At 65.7% G+C, this 16,367-nt stretch carries 15 protein-coding genes and 2 tRNA genes; 13 read left to right on the forward strand and 4 right to left on the reverse strand.

The window, feature by feature from the left end:
• Positions 1–4 precede the first annotated feature (4 nt).
• Positions 5–2,029, reverse strand: a complete 2,025-nt coding sequence (locus DU484_RS01465; RefSeq protein ID WP_157969479.1) for a SipW-dependent-type signal peptide-containing protein — start codon at positions 2,027–2,029, stop codon at positions 5–7.
• 321 nt (positions 2,030–2,350) lie between these two features.
• Between DU484_RS01465 and DU484_RS01470 the strand changes: the two genes are divergently transcribed.
• Both DU484_RS01470 and DU484_RS01475 read left to right on the forward strand, forming a co-directional pair.
• Positions 2,351–2,782 (forward strand): histone, encoded by a 432-nt coding sequence (locus DU484_RS01470; protein ID WP_114584440.1) that lies wholly within the window; start codon positions 2,351–2,353, stop codon positions 2,780–2,782.
• Positions 2,783–3,790 (forward strand): histone deacetylase family protein, encoded by a 1,008-nt coding sequence (locus DU484_RS01475; RefSeq protein WP_114604907.1) that lies wholly within the window; start codon positions 2,783–2,785, stop codon positions 3,788–3,790. It begins immediately after the preceding gene.
• On the opposite strand, the gene cca is transcribed toward DU484_RS01475, so the two are convergent.
• The gene (cca, locus tag DU484_RS01480; RefSeq protein WP_114604908.1) at positions 3,787–5,136 is read right to left on the reverse strand and encodes a CCA tRNA nucleotidyltransferase; all 1,350 of its coding nucleotides are present in this window, start codon (positions 5,134–5,136) and stop codon (positions 3,787–3,789) included. The two genes, DU484_RS01475 and cca, sit on opposite strands and share 4 nt — an antisense overlap.
• A gap of 169 nt (positions 5,137–5,305) precedes the next feature.
• Between cca and DU484_RS01485 the strand changes: the two genes are divergently transcribed.
• The 3 genes from DU484_RS01485 to DU484_RS01495 all read left to right on the forward strand — a co-directional run bounded on the left by DU484_RS01485 (position 5,306) and on the right by DU484_RS01495 (position 8,246).
• Positions 5,306–5,378, forward strand: a tRNA-Asn gene (locus DU484_RS01485).
• Between the two features lie 186 nt (positions 5,379–5,564).
• Positions 5,565–6,683, forward strand: coding sequence for an ABC transporter substrate-binding protein (locus DU484_RS01490; RefSeq protein ID WP_114604909.1), 1,119 nt, complete (start codon positions 5,565–5,567; stop codon positions 6,681–6,683).
• A complete protein-coding gene (locus tag DU484_RS01495; protein ID WP_114604910.1) occupies positions 6,684–8,246 on the forward strand; it encodes an ABC transporter permease in 1,563 nt (520 codons plus the stop codon).
• Position 8,247: 1 nt separating this feature from the next.
• Here the strand turns inward: DU484_RS01495 and DU484_RS01500 are convergent, their stop codons facing one another.
• Complete coding sequence (locus tag DU484_RS01500; protein ID WP_114584445.1) at positions 8,248–8,670, reverse strand: GtrA family protein; 423 nt, start codon at positions 8,668–8,670, stop codon at positions 8,248–8,250.
• Between the two features lie 8 nt (positions 8,671–8,678).
• Positions 8,679–10,109, reverse strand: coding sequence for a sulfatase-like hydrolase/transferase (locus tag DU484_RS01505; RefSeq protein WP_114604911.1), 1,431 nt, complete (start codon positions 10,107–10,109; stop codon positions 8,679–8,681).
• Between the two features lie 156 nt (positions 10,110–10,265).
• Between DU484_RS01505 and DU484_RS01510 the strand changes: the two genes are divergently transcribed.
• The 8 genes from DU484_RS01510 (at position 10,266) to DU484_RS01540 (ending at position 16,367) form a co-directional block, all read left to right on the forward strand.
• Positions 10,266–10,371: transfer RNA gene (locus DU484_RS01510), tRNA-Ile, on the forward strand.
• A gap of 820 nt (positions 10,372–11,191) precedes the next feature.
• Positions 11,192–11,455: a hypothetical protein gene (locus tag DU484_RS01515; RefSeq protein ID WP_114604912.1), complete on the forward strand. Its 264-nt coding sequence runs from the start codon at positions 11,192–11,194 to the stop codon at positions 11,453–11,455.
• The gene (locus tag DU484_RS01520; RefSeq protein WP_114604913.1) at positions 11,455–13,338 is read left to right on the forward strand and encodes a hypothetical protein; all 1,884 of its coding nucleotides are present in this window, start codon (positions 11,455–11,457) and stop codon (positions 13,336–13,338) included. The genes DU484_RS01515 and DU484_RS01520 overlap by 1 nt, the downstream gene beginning before the upstream one ends.
• A gap of 64 nt (positions 13,339–13,402) precedes the next feature.
• On the forward strand, positions 13,403–13,741 hold the full coding sequence (locus DU484_RS01525; RefSeq protein WP_114604914.1) for a hypothetical protein: 339 nt from the start codon (positions 13,403–13,405) through the stop codon (positions 13,739–13,741).
• Between the two features lie 5 nt (positions 13,742–13,746).
• Positions 13,747–14,145 carry a hypothetical protein gene (locus DU484_RS01530; RefSeq protein ID WP_114606690.1) on the forward strand — a complete coding sequence of 133 codons (399 nt, stop codon included), beginning with the start codon at positions 13,747–13,749 and terminating at the stop codon, positions 14,143–14,145.
• Between the two features lie 187 nt (positions 14,146–14,332).
• Entirely contained in the window at positions 14,333–15,631 is a 1,299-nt protein-coding gene (locus DU484_RS01535) for a hypothetical protein (RefSeq protein ID WP_157969480.1), read from the forward strand.
• Positions 15,628–15,771 (forward strand): hypothetical protein, encoded by a 144-nt coding sequence (locus DU484_RS19350; RefSeq protein WP_157969481.1) that lies wholly within the window; start codon positions 15,628–15,630, stop codon positions 15,769–15,771. The genes DU484_RS01535 and DU484_RS19350 overlap by 4 nt, the downstream gene beginning before the upstream one ends.
• Before the next feature lie 161 nt (positions 15,772–15,932).
• Entirely contained in the window at positions 15,933–16,367 is a 435-nt protein-coding gene (locus tag DU484_RS01540; RefSeq protein ID WP_157969482.1) for a hypothetical protein, read from the forward strand.

A 16,367-nucleotide genomic window follows, 5' to 3' on the forward strand; every position in this document is an offset into this window, starting at 1 on the left:
CGGATCAGGGATCGACTTCGTCCGGGTCGACGCCCTCGTTGTTCATGCCCGCGCCGTCGTTGTGGCGGCACTGTTCGGTGTAGAAGCCGAGATCGAAGGTGACCGAGTCACCCTGCACCTCGTTGCCGTGGTCGATGGGGAGCCACCACTGGAAGGCGACGTAGTGAACGTCGGGCGCTTCGGAGTAGCAGTCTCGACTGGTGTCGGCGCCGCCGCCCTGGGGCGCCGGTTCGTTGCCCGAGAGGGGGACGCCGTTGCCCGAGGCGAGGGCGTCCAGCACGTCCCGCAGCGACCCTTCGAGGAACACCGTCTCGTCGTCCTGGTGGACGTTGTCGCCGTCGTCGTACCACGCGCGAGCACGGAGTTTGTCGGCGAGTTCGGGGCCGCCCGGGGACGGGGTGGGGTCGACGCTCTCCGCACACAGTTCCTGTTCGAACTCGGCTTCCGTCTCGTTGTAGACGAATGCCGTCTCCAGCGACGCCGTCTCACCCGGCGCGAGCGTCCCCAGACTCCACTCCATCGCAAGCGTGACGTCCGCGGTTCCCGAGTCCGGGAACTGATCGTCGTTGTTGAAGTCGATGTCGCTCGATTGGAAGTTGCCCTCACCTAAGCTGGAGGAGGTGCCATACGGGCGAAGGTCGTGGTTGACACTGAACTGGTTGCCGGTGAAGCCGGCGAAGACGGGATCGTTCGGGTTGGAGCTCTGGGAGATGAACTCACAGCCCCGACTCTCGTCGAGGAAGTACGTTCCTTGATCGTCGCTGATCGATCCGATATCGTAGTCGATGTACTGGGAGAGCCGGAGGTCGTCGAACGTCGCGCCGCTCCCACCCGGATTCGTCACGTCGTACGAGACCCGAATCGTCGGTTCGTTCGGATCGAGTGTGACGTTCCGGGTGACCTCCAGCGTGACGGTCGTCCCCCCCTGCGTTTCGACCGGGATCGTTACGTCTCCCGACGCGGTGGTTCCGGGGCTGACGCTACTGGGGAACCCCTGTCCGGAAACGAGCGAGCCGTTATTTTCCGCGTCGACGTGGGGTCCGGTGCCGTCCCGGAATCCGTACGTCTCACGGTACAACGTTCCAACGGTGCTGCCCCCGGCAGTGAAAAACCAGTTCGCTCCCTGAACGCTGGTCCCGGACCCGAGTTCGCCGACGGTCACGTCCAGAGTACCGTTGTCGATTTCGACGTCGTACGGTCCGTCTGGATCGGTCGGATCGTCGCCACCCTTCGAACTGCCCGCCGACGCCGCCTCCGACGCGGCGGCCAGCCCGGCAGCCCCGGCACCAGCCGCCGCGGCACCCTTCCGGAGCGCCGATCGGCGGTCGCTGGTGTCGTCGGTCGCGTCCGTCTCGCCGTCCGTACTCGTCGCCTCGACCGCATCGCCGTCGCCGCCACCCAGCGCCGGCACCGCCCCGAGTAGCGCGAGCGGCCACAGCGACGCCTGCGCGCCGTCCTCGTCCGGGTCGTCGGCCTCGGGTTCGGTGAATCCGTTCTCCGCCTCGTCGACCAGCCCGCCGTTCATCCAGAGAAGCGCCGGGTTGTCACAGGCGGCGAAGTCGAACGTGACTTCGCCGAAGTCGCCGGGTTTCACGTCGTCGACGGTGATGACCGGCGCCTCCACGTCGTCGTCGCCGACGTCGGCGAGCGCTTCGCAGGGGTCTTCCTCCTCACCGAGGCCGCCCTCGGGGAACTGCTCCTGTCGGGTGGCGTCCATGAACGCCGCCCGGTCCGAGAAGACGAGTTCGATGGGGCGCCCGCCCGGATCGGCTGCCGGCAGCGAGAGGTCGGGCGTCTCGCCCTCCTCGGGCATACTCGCGTACTGGGTTTCGTCGCCCATCCAGTCCGAGTAGTGTTCGTCCCAACTGACCTTGAGGTCGAGCTCGCCCGCGACGAGCGAGTTGTTCTGGAACGTCTCCTGGTCGCTGAAGTACGCGCTCGTCCCGAGTCCAGCGCCCGCCGAGGCGGCGCCGATGGTGCCGAGCGCGGCCAGCGTCTTCCGCCGCGAGATGTTGAATTCGTCGTGCATGTGTGCCACCCCCTTTCGGGGACGCCCACCGGTGGAGTCGAACCACCGCCGACTGCCGGTCGCCCGAGTGAGACGGAGATAACACTGTCGGACATACGCATAGCTAATAACCACTTTGTGAGCGTTAATCCACTATTTCACGGACTAATGAGGCATTATCCACCGGACGGCACCGCTGGGCCGTGTCGTGACCACGACGGAACGCGTCCACCTGACCCGCGTTCGGCTCCGTCTCGGGGAGTCCGGCCGCCCGGCACCGGCGTCGGCGTCTCGGTCACGCTGACGGAAAGGATTATACGCGCCACGGACGCCTATCGGTGTATGAGTGTCGAGTTACCGTTCGCCCCGGTAGACACGATCATCCGTCGGAACGCGGGTGAGCTACGGGTGAGCGCGGGCGCGGCGGAGGAACTCGCCCGCCGTATCCAGCGCCACGGGGCGGATCTCGCCGTCGGCGCCGCCGAGCAGGCGACGACGGACGGGCGAAAGACGCTGATGGCCGCCGACTTCGGCGTCGAACAGGTGGTCGATCGGGACGACCTCGAACTCCCGGTGGCGCCGGTCGATCGCATCGCTCGCCTCGAAATCGACGGGCACTACCGCGTCTCGATGGATGCGCGGATCGCGCTCGCCGACATCCTGGAGGATTACGCCGACAACGTCGCCGCGGCGGCGGCGACCCTCGCCAACCACGCCGACCGGCGAACTATCCAGGCGGAGGACATCGAGACGTACTTCGCGCTCTTCGAATAGATGCAGTTCGGCTACAGCGAGACCTGTCTCGACCACGACACCGGCGAACGGCATCCGGAGACGGCCGACCGACTCCGGGCGATCCGCCAGCAGCTCGCCCGCCGGCACGGCGTCGAGTACGTCGACGCCGACCCGGCGATGGTCGACGCCGTCACCGCCGTCCACGACGCCGACTACGTCGACGACCTCCGTGAGTTCTGCGCGGACGGCGGCGGGGAGTGGGATCCCGACACCGTCGCCTCCGAGGGGACGTGGGACGCCGCGCTCACGAGCGCCGGACTGGCACAGTGGGCGGCCGAACGCGCCCTCGCGGGCGACGACGGCCGCGAGACCCCGTTCTCGCTCGGACGCCCCCCGGGCCACCACGCCGTCGAAGCCGACGCGATGGGCTTCTGTTTCTTCAACAACGCCGCCGTGGCCGCACAGGCCGTCATCGACGCCGGCGACGCCGACCGCGTCGCCATCTTCGACTGGGACGTCCACCACGGTAACGGCACGCAGGACATCTTCTACGACCGCGAGGACGTCTACTACGTCTCGGTCCACGAACAGGGACTGTATCCGGGCACCGGCGACGTGGAGGAGACGGGTACCGGGGCGGGCGAGGGGACGACGCTCAACGTCCCGCTCCGCGCCGGGGCGGGCGACACGGACTACCTGCGGGTGTGCGAGCGGGCGGTCGAACCCGTCCTCGACCGCTTCGATCCCGACCTGTTGCTCGTGAGCGCCGGCTTCGACGCCCACCGCCACGACCCCATCTCGCGGATGCGCGTCTCGACCGAGGGGTACGCCCTCCTCACCGATCGGGTCCGGGGGACGGCCGCCGACGTCGGCGCCGGCCTCGGGTTCGTCCTCGAGGGCGGCTACGGTCTCGACACGCTCTCGGAGAGCATCGCGACGGTCCACGAGACGTTCGACGGTCGGGCGCCGGTCGAGGACGACGGCGATCCGACCGACGACACGACGGAGCTACTCGACGAGGTGCGGTCGATCCACGGGCTGGACTAGGGCGTCGGCTCGAAGTACCGGGCGAGTGGAACGCCGAAGTCGTCGGCGAGAGTCGCTATCTCGTCGCCGATCAGCAGGTCGTAGCCGTCGTCGAGCGCCGTCTCGACGTGGGCGCCGAGGGCCACGTCGAAGAGGGCGTCGCTCCGGAGCAACTCGGCGGGCGTCGTGAACTCGCGGTCCCGTTCGACGACGTAGCGGTCGCCGTCGAGGAAGGGACCGTACACGTCGCGGTCGGCGTAGGCGTCGGCGAAGCCGGTCGCGTGCTCGCGGACGTGGACCGGCGGGCCGGCGTGGCGCTCCACGCTCGCGAGTTCGCCGACGGCGAGTTCGACGAGGAGGACGGCGCGGTCGGCGGCAAAGGTCGCGGAGCGAAGCGGCGCGAAGCCCCGGCGGTCGAGTTCGTCGGCGACCCCGTGGAGCGACTTTCGGAGCTGGGGGTAGAGCTGATCGTCGACGAGGTCGGGTGCCTCGAAGACGACGGCGACGGGCGTCGACCCCCGGCGGTCGAGGTGGGCGCGGACGGCGGCGGCGTCGAGGGGAGCGGGATCGCTCGGGACGAAGAGGTCCTCGCGGGGGGTATCGAGGAGTTCGCGGGCGTAATGCTGGAGGCGGGCGACGTTCTCGGCCGAGCAGACGGCGGCGACGTTGCGCTCGGGGTCGGTCGGGTCGACGACGACCAGCGGGTCGTCGAACGTCGCCGTCCCGTGATCTTCGGGGTCGAGACGGACCGGCGGGTGCCAGTCAGCGGCGGCGCGGAGGAGGGGTTCGAAGCCGCCGTACTCGAGGACGAGGAGTTCGGAGAGGTAGCCGGAGAACCCGCGGGTGCGGAGGTCGCTCCCGTAGGCACCGATCCCGGTGAGAAAGGCCTTGAACAGGCGTACGTCGCGGGCGAGGGCGTCGTCGAGGCGTTCCTGCAAGTAGGCGTCGTGGAAGGGGGTGCGGTCGACTGCCGACTGGATGGCCGCCGCGTCGGCCACGTCGTAACAGGGCACGAGGTCCACGTCGAACCCGCGGATCTCGCCGGTGACGTAGGGGTGTTCGGCGTACTCCTCGTGGCCGTCGGGGAGGGCGGCGCGACCGACGGCGAGTCCGTGTCGCTCCAGGTCGGCGCGGGCGAGGTCGGCCGGAAAGCGGACGAAGAGGTCGATGTCGCGGTCGTCGGCGAGCCACGTCCCACGGGCCGTCGACCCGACCTGCACCACGTCGGCGTCGACGGGGAGGTCGGCGACGGCGTCACGGACCCGGGCGGTCAGGTCGTCGACGGCCGCCCGGAGCCGCTCGCGCTCGGCGGCGTCCGGGGTCACACGGTCGGCCACCCGCGCGACGACCGACTCGAAGTCGCTCATGGGCGACCACTCCGACGGACTGTTGTAAGTCAGTTCCGGCTGTCGCCGAGCGCACGGTCGGACCGTCTCACCCGGGCGAAGGCCCGTCGTCACGACGGCATGCGACCGGCCGACGGGGAGCGGGTGAAAACGAAAGCCCTTTCATCCGAGTTCGACTATCACCACCCGAGCCGTCGTAGCTCAGATGGTAGAGCACCTCGCTGTTAACGAGGTGGTCCCAGGTTCGAGCCCTGGCGACGGCGCTTCTTCACCGCTGACACCCGCTGCGAGCGGCGGTGCTTCTCCGCCACCGACTCCTCCCCGAGCGACGGCGTCGTGTGCCCGGACCCACCACACCGACGGCCCCCCGGAGCCCACGCACCACCGATATATAATAAAAATAACGATGAAATGTTTAAGTACCCACCATCCTATCGCCTTTGCAAAGCATGTCTCGGGAACGCATGACGCGGCGCGATATGTTGGGGGCGGCAGGTGCAACGGCAGTGTTCGGTCTCGCCGGCTGTGTCGGCGGGACGGGGGGCGGTAGCGGCGACGGCGGGGGCGCGAGCGCGACGAGTACGCCGACGGAGTCGACCGATCTCTCCGTCATCCTGAACTGGAAGCCGAACGCCACGCAGGCGGGCTACTTCGTCGCCGACCGGAACGGCTTCTACGAGAAGGAGGGGCTGAACGTCGACCTCGTCTCGGGGCAGGGCGGCGGGTTCGCGGCGAAACAGGTCGGCCTCGGAAATCAGGATCTCGGACTGGGGACGGGCGTCGCGCTGTTGCAGGCGCGCAACCGTGATCTCGACATCCGATCGTACGCCGGCGCTCAGGACTCGAACGCCGCCATCTACACGGTCGAGGAGGAGTTCGGGGGGACGCTCACCGAACCGTCACAGCTCGCCGGCAAACGGATCGCCGTCGTCGCCGAGTCGGCCAAGACGATGACGTACCTCCAGATGCTCCTCGAGGAGGAGGGTATCCGCGAGGACGTCGAACTCGTCAACGTCGGCGTCGAGCAACAGACCAGCAACCTCCTCTCGGGGAACGTCGACGCCGCGGTGGGCATCTTCTCCGACTCGCTCGGCCTCCAGCGGAAGGGGTACGACGCGTCGATGCTCTGGCTGGCGAACTACACGCCGGCAATCGGTCGCACCGTCTTCACCCGGCCGGAGTACGCCGCGGAGAACCCAGACGCCATCCGTGGCTTCCTCCGCGCGACCGCCCGCGGCTGGGCGTGGGCGTCGAACGATCCCGAGGGCGCGATGGATCGGATGGTCGAGGCGCGGCCGAGCCTGTCGAAATCGCGGGAGATCGGGGTGCTCAAGATGAAATATACGGCCAAGAACCTGGTGTTGAGCGAGACGGTCCGGGAACACGGCTGGGGCCACCAGCGTGCCGACACCTGGGACCGCGTGGTCACGAGCCTCGCGGAGAACGACGTGATCGAGTCGGGGACGACCGCCGACGGCGTCTGGACCAACGACTACCTCGACACGGACACCGACTACGTCGGCAGCTACGCCGCGCAGGTCTCCACCGACTACGACCTCCCCGTCTGAATGTCGACGGCCCGCGTTCCCGTTCCAGCACGGCGGTTGCTCGATAGCCTCTCCCGGCCAGCTATCGCCGCCGTCTCCCTCGGGGTCGCGGTCCTCGCGTGGCAGGTGGCGACGGTCGTCACCGGCGTCCCGACCATCCTGTTGCCCGCACCGACGGAGGTGCTCGCGGCGATTCGCGGCAACCGCGCCGACGTCACTCGCCACCTCGCGTACACGGGGTACGAGATCGGTCTCGGGTGGCTCGCGGGCGTCGGCGCCGGCGTCGCGTTCGCGGGCGTCATGGCCGCCTCCAAGCGCCTGCGGCTCGCGGTGTACCCGCTGCTCGTCTCGATCCGGATCGTGCCGCTCGTCGCCATCGCGCCGCTCCTGATCGTCGCCTTCGGCGCGACGCTCGGGACGCGGGTCCTGATGGCAGCGATCCTCACCTTCTTTCCCGTCACCGTGTCGACCCTCGACGGTCTCCTGTCGGTGCCGTCGAGTCAACTCGACCTCCTGCGATCCGTCGAGGCGTCGACGTGGACGCGCATCCGGCATATCCGCCTGCCGAACGCGCTGCCGAGCGTCTTCGCCGGCGTGAAAATCGCCACCCCGCTCGCGATCGAGGGCGTCCTCCTCGCCGAGTTCCTCGCGTCGTCGCGCGGTCTCGGCCACGCCGTGTTGCAGGCGTCCGCGGACCTCGACACCGCCCTCCTGTTCGGCGAGGTGGCGCTGATCGTCGGCCTCGGCCTGACGCTGTTTGGCCTGGTCGCGGGCTACGAACGGCGGGTCCGCTGGACCGACGGGTCGGACGGCGTCGCGAGCGGGTTCGGGACCCGAAGCGGGGACGGCGTGTCGACGCCGGAGCGGGTCCGTTTCGGCGCCGTCGCCCTGGCCGCCCTCGTCGGCGTCTGGATGGCCGGGACGGCCACCGTTCCGAACGCGGACGCGTTCCTGCCCGCGCCGACGGCCGTCGCCGCGTCGGTGCTGGCGACGCCCGGCCTGTTCCTTACCGCGTCGGTCGGCTCGTTCCAGAAACTCGCCGCGGGATGGGCGCTCGGCGCGACGGTCGGCGGCCTCGTGGGCGCCCTCGTCGCGTTCGCCCCGCGAACCCGGCCCGTCGCCGGCCCGTTCCTCGTCGGCGCGCGCGTGACGCCGACCATCGTCGCCGCCCCCCTGTTGCTCGTCTGGCTCGGCATCTCCTTTACCGCCGCGACGGTACTGATCGGGCTCGCGACCTTCTTCCCCATCGCCGTCGCGACGGCGAGTGGGCTGACGACGCTCCCAGAGAGTCACCGGTCGCTGCTCGACTCGGTGGACGCCCCGCGCCGGGCGCGGCTGGCCGTCCGCCTCCGCTACGGGCTCCCGACCGTCGTCGCCGGGGTGAAGCTCTCGCTCGTCAGCGGCCTCTCGGGCGTCGTCATCGCGGAGTGGTTCGTCGCCAACGGCGGCCTCGGCGTCCTCGTCAACCAGGGGATGCGGAACCTGCAGCCGACGCTGACGTACGCCGCCATCGCCTGCTTGTTCGCGCTCGGGATGGGGCTGTTCGGGGGGACGACGCTCCTGCAGCGGCGGCTCGACTGGTAGCTCACTGCCACGTCCACCGCGAGTCGAGGACGTACCGGTAGACGCCGCTGACGACGATGCCGACGCCGTTGGCGATCAGATAGGGGATGGCCGCCGTCGAGACGAGCGCGTACAGGACGCCGACCTGAATGGGAATGGCCGTCCCCCGGACGACGTTCGTCCGCAAGAGACCCTGGGCGTACTCGCGCCAACCCTGATGGCGCGAGGCGTGGAACGTCCAGTGGTTGTTGACGCCGTACTGGAGGATGATCGTGATTTCGATGGAGACGACCGCGGCCAGCAGATACTGGACGCGTCCCCACTCGACGAGCGTGCCGAGCAGCGCGGTCTGGAAGCCGGCGGCCAACACGCCGACGAGGAAGAACCGCCGAAGTTGCGGCGCCTCGGGACCGACCAGTACCGCCCGCAGCAGTCGCCGGAGCATCCTCGGGGCTACCGATACCCGAGCGCTTCCAGTCTCGTCTCGATGTCGTCGTCGACGCCGTCGCCGCCCGCCTCGCGCTCGACCGACTCCAGCGTCGACGCGTGCTCTTCGGCGACTGTCCGGAGGTGTTCGCGCGCGGCCGCGGCGGTCGGCTCGTCGTCGGCCGACCGATCCGACTGCTCGATCGGGTCCGTCCGCCGGTCGTACAGCTCCTCGGCTCCCGTCTCCGTGTTCAGGATGTACGTCCAGTCGGCGTCGCGGGCGCTCACCAACAGGTCGCCCTCGTCGAGCGATCGGGGGATGGGCTGTTGGGTCACGTCGTCGCCGCGGACGGTGACGGTCACCACCGGGGTGTCGAGGGGCGCGACGCCGTCCCGAATCGTCGGAAGGAGGCTCTCGCCGACCCACTCGTCGGCCGGAGCGACGCCGAGCAGGTCACAGACCGTCGGCGCGACGGCGTCGAGGCCGACGTGTTCCGATACGCGTCGCGGCTCTATCCCCGGCACGTCGACGATCAGGGGGACGTGGACGAGTTCCTCGTAGAGCTTGGGGTAGTGAGCGAGGTGGCCGTGGTCCATGAACTCCTCGCCGTGGTCGCCGGCGAGAATGACGGCGGTATCGTCGGCGACGCCGGCCTCGTCGAGGGAATCGAGCAGTCGGTCCAGACTGGCGTCGACCTGTCGCACCGCGCCCTGATACAGCGTCCGGAGGTCCGCGAGGGTGCGGTCGCCGACCGACCACCCCAAGCCCGTGCGGACGTGGGCGACCAGCATGCGCACCTTCCCGACGCGTCGGTCGGTGCCCCGAAGGTATCGCGGGGCGGGGACGTACGGCGTGTGGGCGTCCATGTAGTGGACCCAGAGGAAGAAGGGTTCGTCCGTCTCGGCGATAAAGGAGGTGGCCGCCCGCTCGGTGTCGAGCATCCGCGACGCGTCGGTGAAGGGCTGGTCGTCCGCGCCGCCACGCAGGAAGTTCCCGGCGCGGCGAAAGGGCGAGGTGAGCAGTTGGAGCCACGCGCCCCACGTCGGGTGGGCGGCGACGAACTCGCCGGCGCGGCCGTCGGTGCTCCCGCCGACGAAGGCGTCGAAGTCGTCGAAGCCGTCGTCGTAGCCCCAGTGTTCGGTGAGGAAGCCGTTGGCGGCGTTGAAGCCGCCGGTGGCGACGCCTGCCGACTGCAACTGTTCGGCGAGGGTGGTCACGTCCTCGCCGTCGACGCCGATGCGACCCGTGTCGGCGAAGACGGGGCGCGAGGCGAGAATCGAGGGGAAGGACATCGGCGTCCAGTTGCCGTGGGCGAAGGCATTCTCGAAGACGGTGCCCCGCTCGGCGAGCGCCGAGAGCGTGGGTGTGTCGTACTCGCCGCCGTACGGTTCGATGGCGTCGGTCCGAAGGGAGTCGACGGTGACGAGAACGGCGTTGGAGACGGGGGAATCTGTCATGGGAGATGGTGGCTACGGTACCGTCGACGGAGCGTATCCCGACGCCGTCGACGATTGCTGTTGTGACCCTTATATGCGTAAGGCACTACTCAACCTTTTGGTCGACAGCCGGGAGTCCGCTACGTTCAAGACGGCGGGCCGTCGATACGGGAACGAGGGCCCTTAGCTTAGTCTGGTTAAAGCCCCCGGCTCATAGTGGGCGCGATACGCGTCGCGGGCATGGGACACCGGGTGATCGCTGGTTCGAATCCGGCAGGGCCCATCTGACGAAGACTCGTTTTGTGACCTTTCCGAACCCGTAGAAGAACGCTTCTACGGCCCGAAATTGCTCGATTCGGTTTTATCGTTCGATTCTGGCGAATCTAAGTTCAAGTGTCAGTCACCTGCGGGTGCCCGCGGTCCCCCGAAACTCATAGTCGAAGAGTGGACCACCGTCGGTTCCGGACGGATCGTGGCGACGGCCTACCCGGTCGAGTTCGTCCCTGCTCATCAGTTCCGTAATCGCGTCGGGGATGGTGGTCGTCGTGACTGAATACCTCTGCGACGACTGCGGAGTTCGCATTGTCGAGCGTGATCCTCCCCGTACTGATCTCTGTCCAGTCTGCCGAACCGATGGCAACCCATCGACCTACCCACCTCTCTCACAGGTTCGAGGTGATTACCTGTGACGTGGCCCGAATCCGTCGCATACGTCTGCTCTGTCTGCAACGGTCATGCTATCAGTCTCGTCGGGAAACCGTGGACAGAAAATCGCGAGTGTCGTTCCTGTTACGAAATCCCCGATCTCGACCGTGCATCGAGCGCCGGACCGGAAGCGATCCCCCCTCAATGGGGGGTCGACCCGGAACCCGGCGCGGAATCCCTGCCCGAAGAGACTGAGAAATCAGGAAATCCCTTCTTCCCAGCCCAACCCGAGGAGCCGACCCCCTCCGGGGGGCGGTCACGAGAGAGTTGTCGTGACCATGACCGGAGCGCGACGCAACGGACTCGGCCCGGCAGCCCGCCCGCTACGCCGGCAGGCAGCCCGGTAAGCCGTACCGTCGCGCGGAGGGATTCAGTCGAATCAGCGGACGGTGACCGTGATGACTGATGCCGGTTTGACACTCCACCACACCGGGGAAGGGTACGAGTACGTCCGCTGTCGCGCTGGTGACGACGACGCCACGGTCTACATTCACCGGCTGACTTTCGTTGCTGAACACGGACTCGACGCCCTTCCCTCGGACTGGCATGTCCATCACGAGATTCCGATTCCGTGGCTTAACACACCGGATAACCTCACCGCTGTCGAACCGGTTCGCCACGGCCGTCACCACCTGCAGAACGAACCTTTGCCTTCGGTCTGATGAGTCAGGAAGCTTCACAACCGGCTGGCGGCTCTCGGCTCACCAACGGGACTAACTCTGTAACCCCGACTGAGGCGGGTAACTTGCCCGAATCCACTCACGAGTTACCTACCCCTTCGGAGCGAGCCGCAGAGTTCGACCGAACGTTTCCTAATCGGTCATCGCTTCCGCTCACTCGACGCCACGGCCGCCGCCTGCGACGCTCGCTCGTCGAGGTCGAGTATATCACCCGGACGACCGACACGGTGTCTCCGATGGAAGACTCGCAATCGGTAAATGAGGTTCGTCGGATCGACCCGCTGACCTGGGGCGCGGCCGTCGAGGACTTGCTTGAATCGCACGAACGAATGCGGAATACGACGCTGAATTTCAAACACGACGACGGGACCGAGTGGTCGCGTCCGTCTGAAAATCGTTGGACAGAGGGCTATCAGAAACGCTACTTCGCGCAGATGAAAGGCTGGCTCCGTGAACTGACCGGTGGAACCCGGCCGAGTGGTGGGGAAACAGAACCGTCGTATGCAAATCCGACGATCTGCCTCATCACTCGGTCGGCATCCAGTACGCCGGATGGTGACCGGCTCGCCCCAACTGATCACGACGCGGCACTCGCTGACTCTTGGTCGGACGTGTATCATACGCTCCGAAACGTCATGCGGTCGCTCGGCTTCGAACTCGGCGAAGACTGGCAGTACGACCGCCGGCAGGAACCCCACACCGGAAAGCGAGGATCGCACGGGACGAATACCTGCTACGGTCACGAACACATCGTCTTGGTCGTCGACGGCTCGATCACGCCGGGCGCCCTTCGGAAAGTCGTCGAGAAACACGTCGACGCCTGCGAACCGGCCGGCCCCGACGCCCACGATCTCGACGTACCGAACTGGGACGCAAACCCCGATGCCGTCGGAACAGTCGAGTGCTTCGATCCCGACGACGTGGAGGATATCGCCGCATACGTGGCGTCGTACTGTTCCATCCAGCCGACGGACCTGCTCGAACGGAGTACGGAGTACCAAGCGTGGGCGGCTGTCAAACACGCGACGAACACGCGCACGATCTCGCGCTCGGTCGCGGCGAAACACGCGGCGAAAGCTGACCGCTGTCGACAGCGGGCCGAAGATCCGAAAACGGAACAGGAACACGATCACGGGGGAGAGGTCGTGAAAGCGGCCGACGGCGCCCACCATCACGTAGAATGTGCTGAGTGTGGGTCGGCGCACGATATACCTCAAGAGACGCTGTCTCGCGCCCGACTCGACGCTGACAAAGGTCACGATGGCGACCTACCCCCGCGCGGCGGCCACGCCGAGATTGATGATCAAGAAGAGGACGATCAGTCGCGTCAAGAGGAACTGCGCGAGCGATGGCCTTCGGCTGACTCCGCGGCGACGTTCGGTGAATCGCTGAAACGAACTCGGGTTCGTTCACACATTCGCCGAATTCTGGAACACGAACCGTCGATTACTGCGCCTCGTCTCGCTGGTCGTATCGGTGAGCCGCCCGATCTCGTCGAGGACCTGCTCGAAGAGGAGCGCCGTGGGACCGATCCGGATGAAGTGGTCGGCTTCGAGAATCCATCCGAACCGTCGTGGAACCTGACGAGTGTCGAGGTGAACGGTGAGGAGCATACTGTCGCCTGCGATGGCGGGGGTCCCGAAATGATCTGCGTCAGAAAGCCGTGGGAAAAGATTCGGCGTGAGACGAAGCTCGGAAGGGAGGACGCTGATCGAACGAAGTGGCGATGTGGAAAGTGCAACTTTGCGACCTACGATCCAGATACGATGGCCGGACACCTCGTCGAATGCCTCAACTGTTGGCGTCATCTCGATCTCGAAATCATTGATGACGTGCTGCTCGTAGACCGGCCTCCACGCTCCTGATTTTCACTTTCACCCGGGTAGATTGCCCGCTTAAGTCTAGTCTAGAATAACAGTTCATTGTAGTATGTCAACGAACGAAACCCCGTCGTTCGACGAACTCGACCCGGTAGAATCGACCCCTGAAACGTCCGGCTCTGACTGGATCAATCCTGAAACCGGCGAGAAGTTCGTCGGTGAGATCACCGGATTCAATCCCGGTGCAGGAGGTGAAGGCAACGCTGGAGTGGTCGAAATCGAGGGTCGGCCCTACTCCCTCAACTGGAGCCAGCGGGACGATCTGATCGCCTCGCTCGTCGTCGGCTCGACGATGGGCATCCACAAGCTGGACGAAGAGGAATCGTTCACCGATGACGACACCGGTGAGGAAGTTGTCTACAACCCGACTGAAGTGAGGTTCGCCTAATGGCGATGAACCACTCTTCACCGTCGGAACTCGTCAGTAACTACGCGAACATCCGCACGATCCCGGCCATGCTGTCGGTCGTGTTCGCCGTCGCATCCCTCTATCAGTTCGGTGGGATCGCAACAGTCGAACTCGTGTGGCTTTCGAACTACACACTCACCACCGAACACGCGGCAATCGCCTCGCTCGCCACGTACGTGGTCGCGCTCCTGTCGAGCGAAACCAAGTCGTTCGAATACTACGAGACGTGGGAGCAGCTGATGATCGGCCTCGGGTTCGCCGTGATCCTCGGTGACTATCTGACCACCGAAGTCACCGACCTGCTCATGCAACTTGGCGACCCACTTGGCTACCAGATCGCGTTCGTCGTCACGATCTTGGCGTGGACGGTCACGGTGAGGTGATTCCACGATGAACCGATCTCGTATTGTCTCCGCGCTGCTCGCCTGCCTGCTCGTGACGGCTGGCGTTGCTGGCCCGTTGTCCCAACCGGCTCAGGCCCAATCGGTCACCGAGCAATGCAATCCGCTCGACCGTCAGGTTGCATTCCTCGTCAGTCCCCTGAAAGCGGGAGCCGAGGGTATTCTGTGCGTGGGAGATTACTTCAGTAATCCGCCCAGCATCGACGGCGGAGATGCTGAACAAACCAAGGTAGACATCTACTCGGAGGCGACGACGATGAAGGCCGAAGAGGATGTTTACTTCAAGACTGTCGACAACTACCTCAACGACTCCGAAACGGTTGCTTGGAGTAAGGCACAGGTCGCAATTGCTGAGGCCTATCAGAACGGCTCGACCCAAGCAACGGCTCGGTATGAGGCTGAAAAGGCCATCGAGGAGTATTACGCTGTCAAACAGCGTAATCTCGCGTCTCGCTGGAATGTGCACGTTGATCGGGTTCAGTATCTCCACGACGCCGCTGAAAATGAGAGCGGCATCGATCAACCGAGGTTCTTCAGTCAGGACTTAGGCGCTGACTACGATCTGATGTTCCAAAACGGGACCGTCACGCTGGTCAACGGGACCAGCATCGACGCCCGCGTTCTCCGTGGCACCTTCAGCGGAAACCCCGAGGACACGGTTAGTCTGACGACGGACACGAATAACGGCTACTCGCCGGATCAAATCTACGTAGATGCCCCTACGTCCGCGTACAATCAGACAACCGCGATAGACGCCGCCGGCTACACCGCTCGATTCGCGGAGATCGAGAATAAGCGGGATTCCCTCGTCGCTGAGGTTCAAACGTACGTCAATGCGACGTACGACGACTACGAGTCCGGCAACATCAACGCCTCCGACGTGATCTCGTCGCAGACTGCCATGTTCGAGTACGGGACTGTCGGCACTAATGAGTCGTCGTCGCTGTATGACGCTGTTGGTGCGCTTGCTCTCTCGGGCTACGATACGCCGAACCTGAACGGAACCGGCACGATGGACGTGCGCTATGATAATCAGACCTACACCGGTCTCGTCATGGCTCACAACGTCCCCGGTGGCTCGTGGTCGGTGAACTCGACGTACAACACGTCGAATATCGACGGCCCTGTGTTCATCACAACGACTGACGGAACCAAGGTAGACATACCAGAGGGAGAGACCTTCACCATCGAGGCGATCCGCGCTCAAGATGGCTCGTCGATCTCGTCTGTCAACACCACAGTCAACAACTACAAAACTGCAAACGCGAGCGAACTGAAAGAAGTTCAGGAGCAACTAACAGCGCTTCGCGCCGAAATCGAGGAGCGTGAAACCTCCAGCGGAGCCGGTGGGGGCTCCGGCGGCATCGGTGGCAACACCATGCTAATCGTGCTGGCCGCTGTCGCCGCCGCCGCCATCGCCCTCGGCTCCCAGAACGGAGGTGGTCGTCAAGGTAGGGGCCGTCGATGATCTGGCTCTTGCTCCGCCCGAAACTGCTGATCGGCCTACTCGTGTTGGCCGCTGCCGGGGTGACTGCGCTCGGCGTCCCGGTCTACGCGACCGTGGCCGATCTGCTCTCCGGGTTCGGAATCGACTGGCTACCGCTGTAACATCACAACCTCCGTTTATGAGACACGCAATTACCATGATCCTGATACTGAGTTGTATAGCCCCTACTGCGGCGCCTGTCGTCGCACAGGAGAACACGAACGCAACCGAGACGCCGGCGCCAACGACCACGGCCACGCCCTCGAACTCGTCGGCTGCCCTCGTGATCGACAAGACCCTGCAGATCACCGAGTGGTCCTACCGCGGAGGGACGTTCGTCATCACGTTCCACTCCGACACCTACCAGTCGGTATCCCTGACTGCAGTCCCTGAATCGTCGAGTTCCGGCGAGTCGTCGGGAACGGTCAACTACAGAGAGCGGTTCGTCCAGCCCAACGCCGAGACGGTCGTCCGTATCGACGTTCCCAAGTCCGACGGTCGGGCGCGGGTCTGGATCTTCTCGTCTCGCTCCGCCGAGACTGGAACGGTTCACTATCTCGAAGCTGGCCGTTCGGCATCCCTGCTATCCGGTCCGTTCGACGGCTCGGACGTTCGAGACGGTGCCATCGGCGGCGCCTCCGGCGTCGGCTTCGCTGTTCTCTACGTCGTCGCCCGTGCCAAACTCGGCGCCGATCAACGAGGTGAGCGGCTGGCATGA

The sequence above is a fragment of the Haloplanus rubicundus genome (genome assembly GCF_003342675.1).
GTDB classification, from domain to species: Archaea; Halobacteriota; Halobacteria; order Halobacteriales; family Haloferacaceae; genus Haloplanus; species Haloplanus rubicundus.

Bases quoted from the DNA above. Each gene is read 5' to 3' on its own strand.
- DU484_RS01465 (WP_157969479.1), bottom strand. From the start codon at position 2,029: ATGCACGACGAATTCAACATCTCGCGGCGGAAGACGCTGGCCGCGCTC.
- DU484_RS01470 (WP_114584440.1), top strand. From the start codon at position 2,351: ATGAGTGTCGAGTTACCGTTCGCCCCGGTAGACACGATCATCCGTCGG.
- DU484_RS01475 (WP_114604907.1), top strand. From the start codon at position 2,783: ATGCAGTTCGGCTACAGCGAGACCTGTCTCGACCACGACACCGGCGAA.
- cca (WP_114604908.1), bottom strand. From the start codon at position 5,136: ATGAGCGACTTCGAGTCGGTCGTCGCGCGGGTGGCCGACCGTGTGACC.
- DU484_RS01490 (WP_114604909.1), top strand. From the start codon at position 5,565: ATGTCTCGGGAACGCATGACGCGGCGCGATATGTTGGGGGCGGCAGGT.
- DU484_RS01495 (WP_114604910.1), top strand. From the start codon at position 6,684: ATGTCGACGGCCCGCGTTCCCGTTCCAGCACGGCGGTTGCTCGATAGC.
- DU484_RS01500 (WP_114584445.1), bottom strand. From the start codon at position 8,670: ATGCTCCGGCGACTGCTGCGGGCGGTACTGGTCGGTCCCGAGGCGCCG.
- DU484_RS01505 (WP_114604911.1), bottom strand. From the start codon at position 10,109: ATGACAGATTCCCCCGTCTCCAACGCCGTTCTCGTCACCGTCGACTCC.
- DU484_RS01515 (WP_114604912.1), top strand. From the start codon at position 11,192: ATGACTGATGCCGGTTTGACACTCCACCACACCGGGGAAGGGTACGAG.
- DU484_RS01520 (WP_114604913.1), top strand. From the start codon at position 11,455: ATGAGTCAGGAAGCTTCACAACCGGCTGGCGGCTCTCGGCTCACCAAC.
- DU484_RS01525 (WP_114604914.1), top strand. From the start codon at position 13,403: ATGTCAACGAACGAAACCCCGTCGTTCGACGAACTCGACCCGGTAGAA.
- DU484_RS01530 (WP_114606690.1), top strand. From the start codon at position 13,747: ATGAACCACTCTTCACCGTCGGAACTCGTCAGTAACTACGCGAACATC.
- DU484_RS19350 (WP_157969481.1), top strand. From the start codon at position 15,628: ATGATCTGGCTCTTGCTCCGCCCGAAACTGCTGATCGGCCTACTCGTG.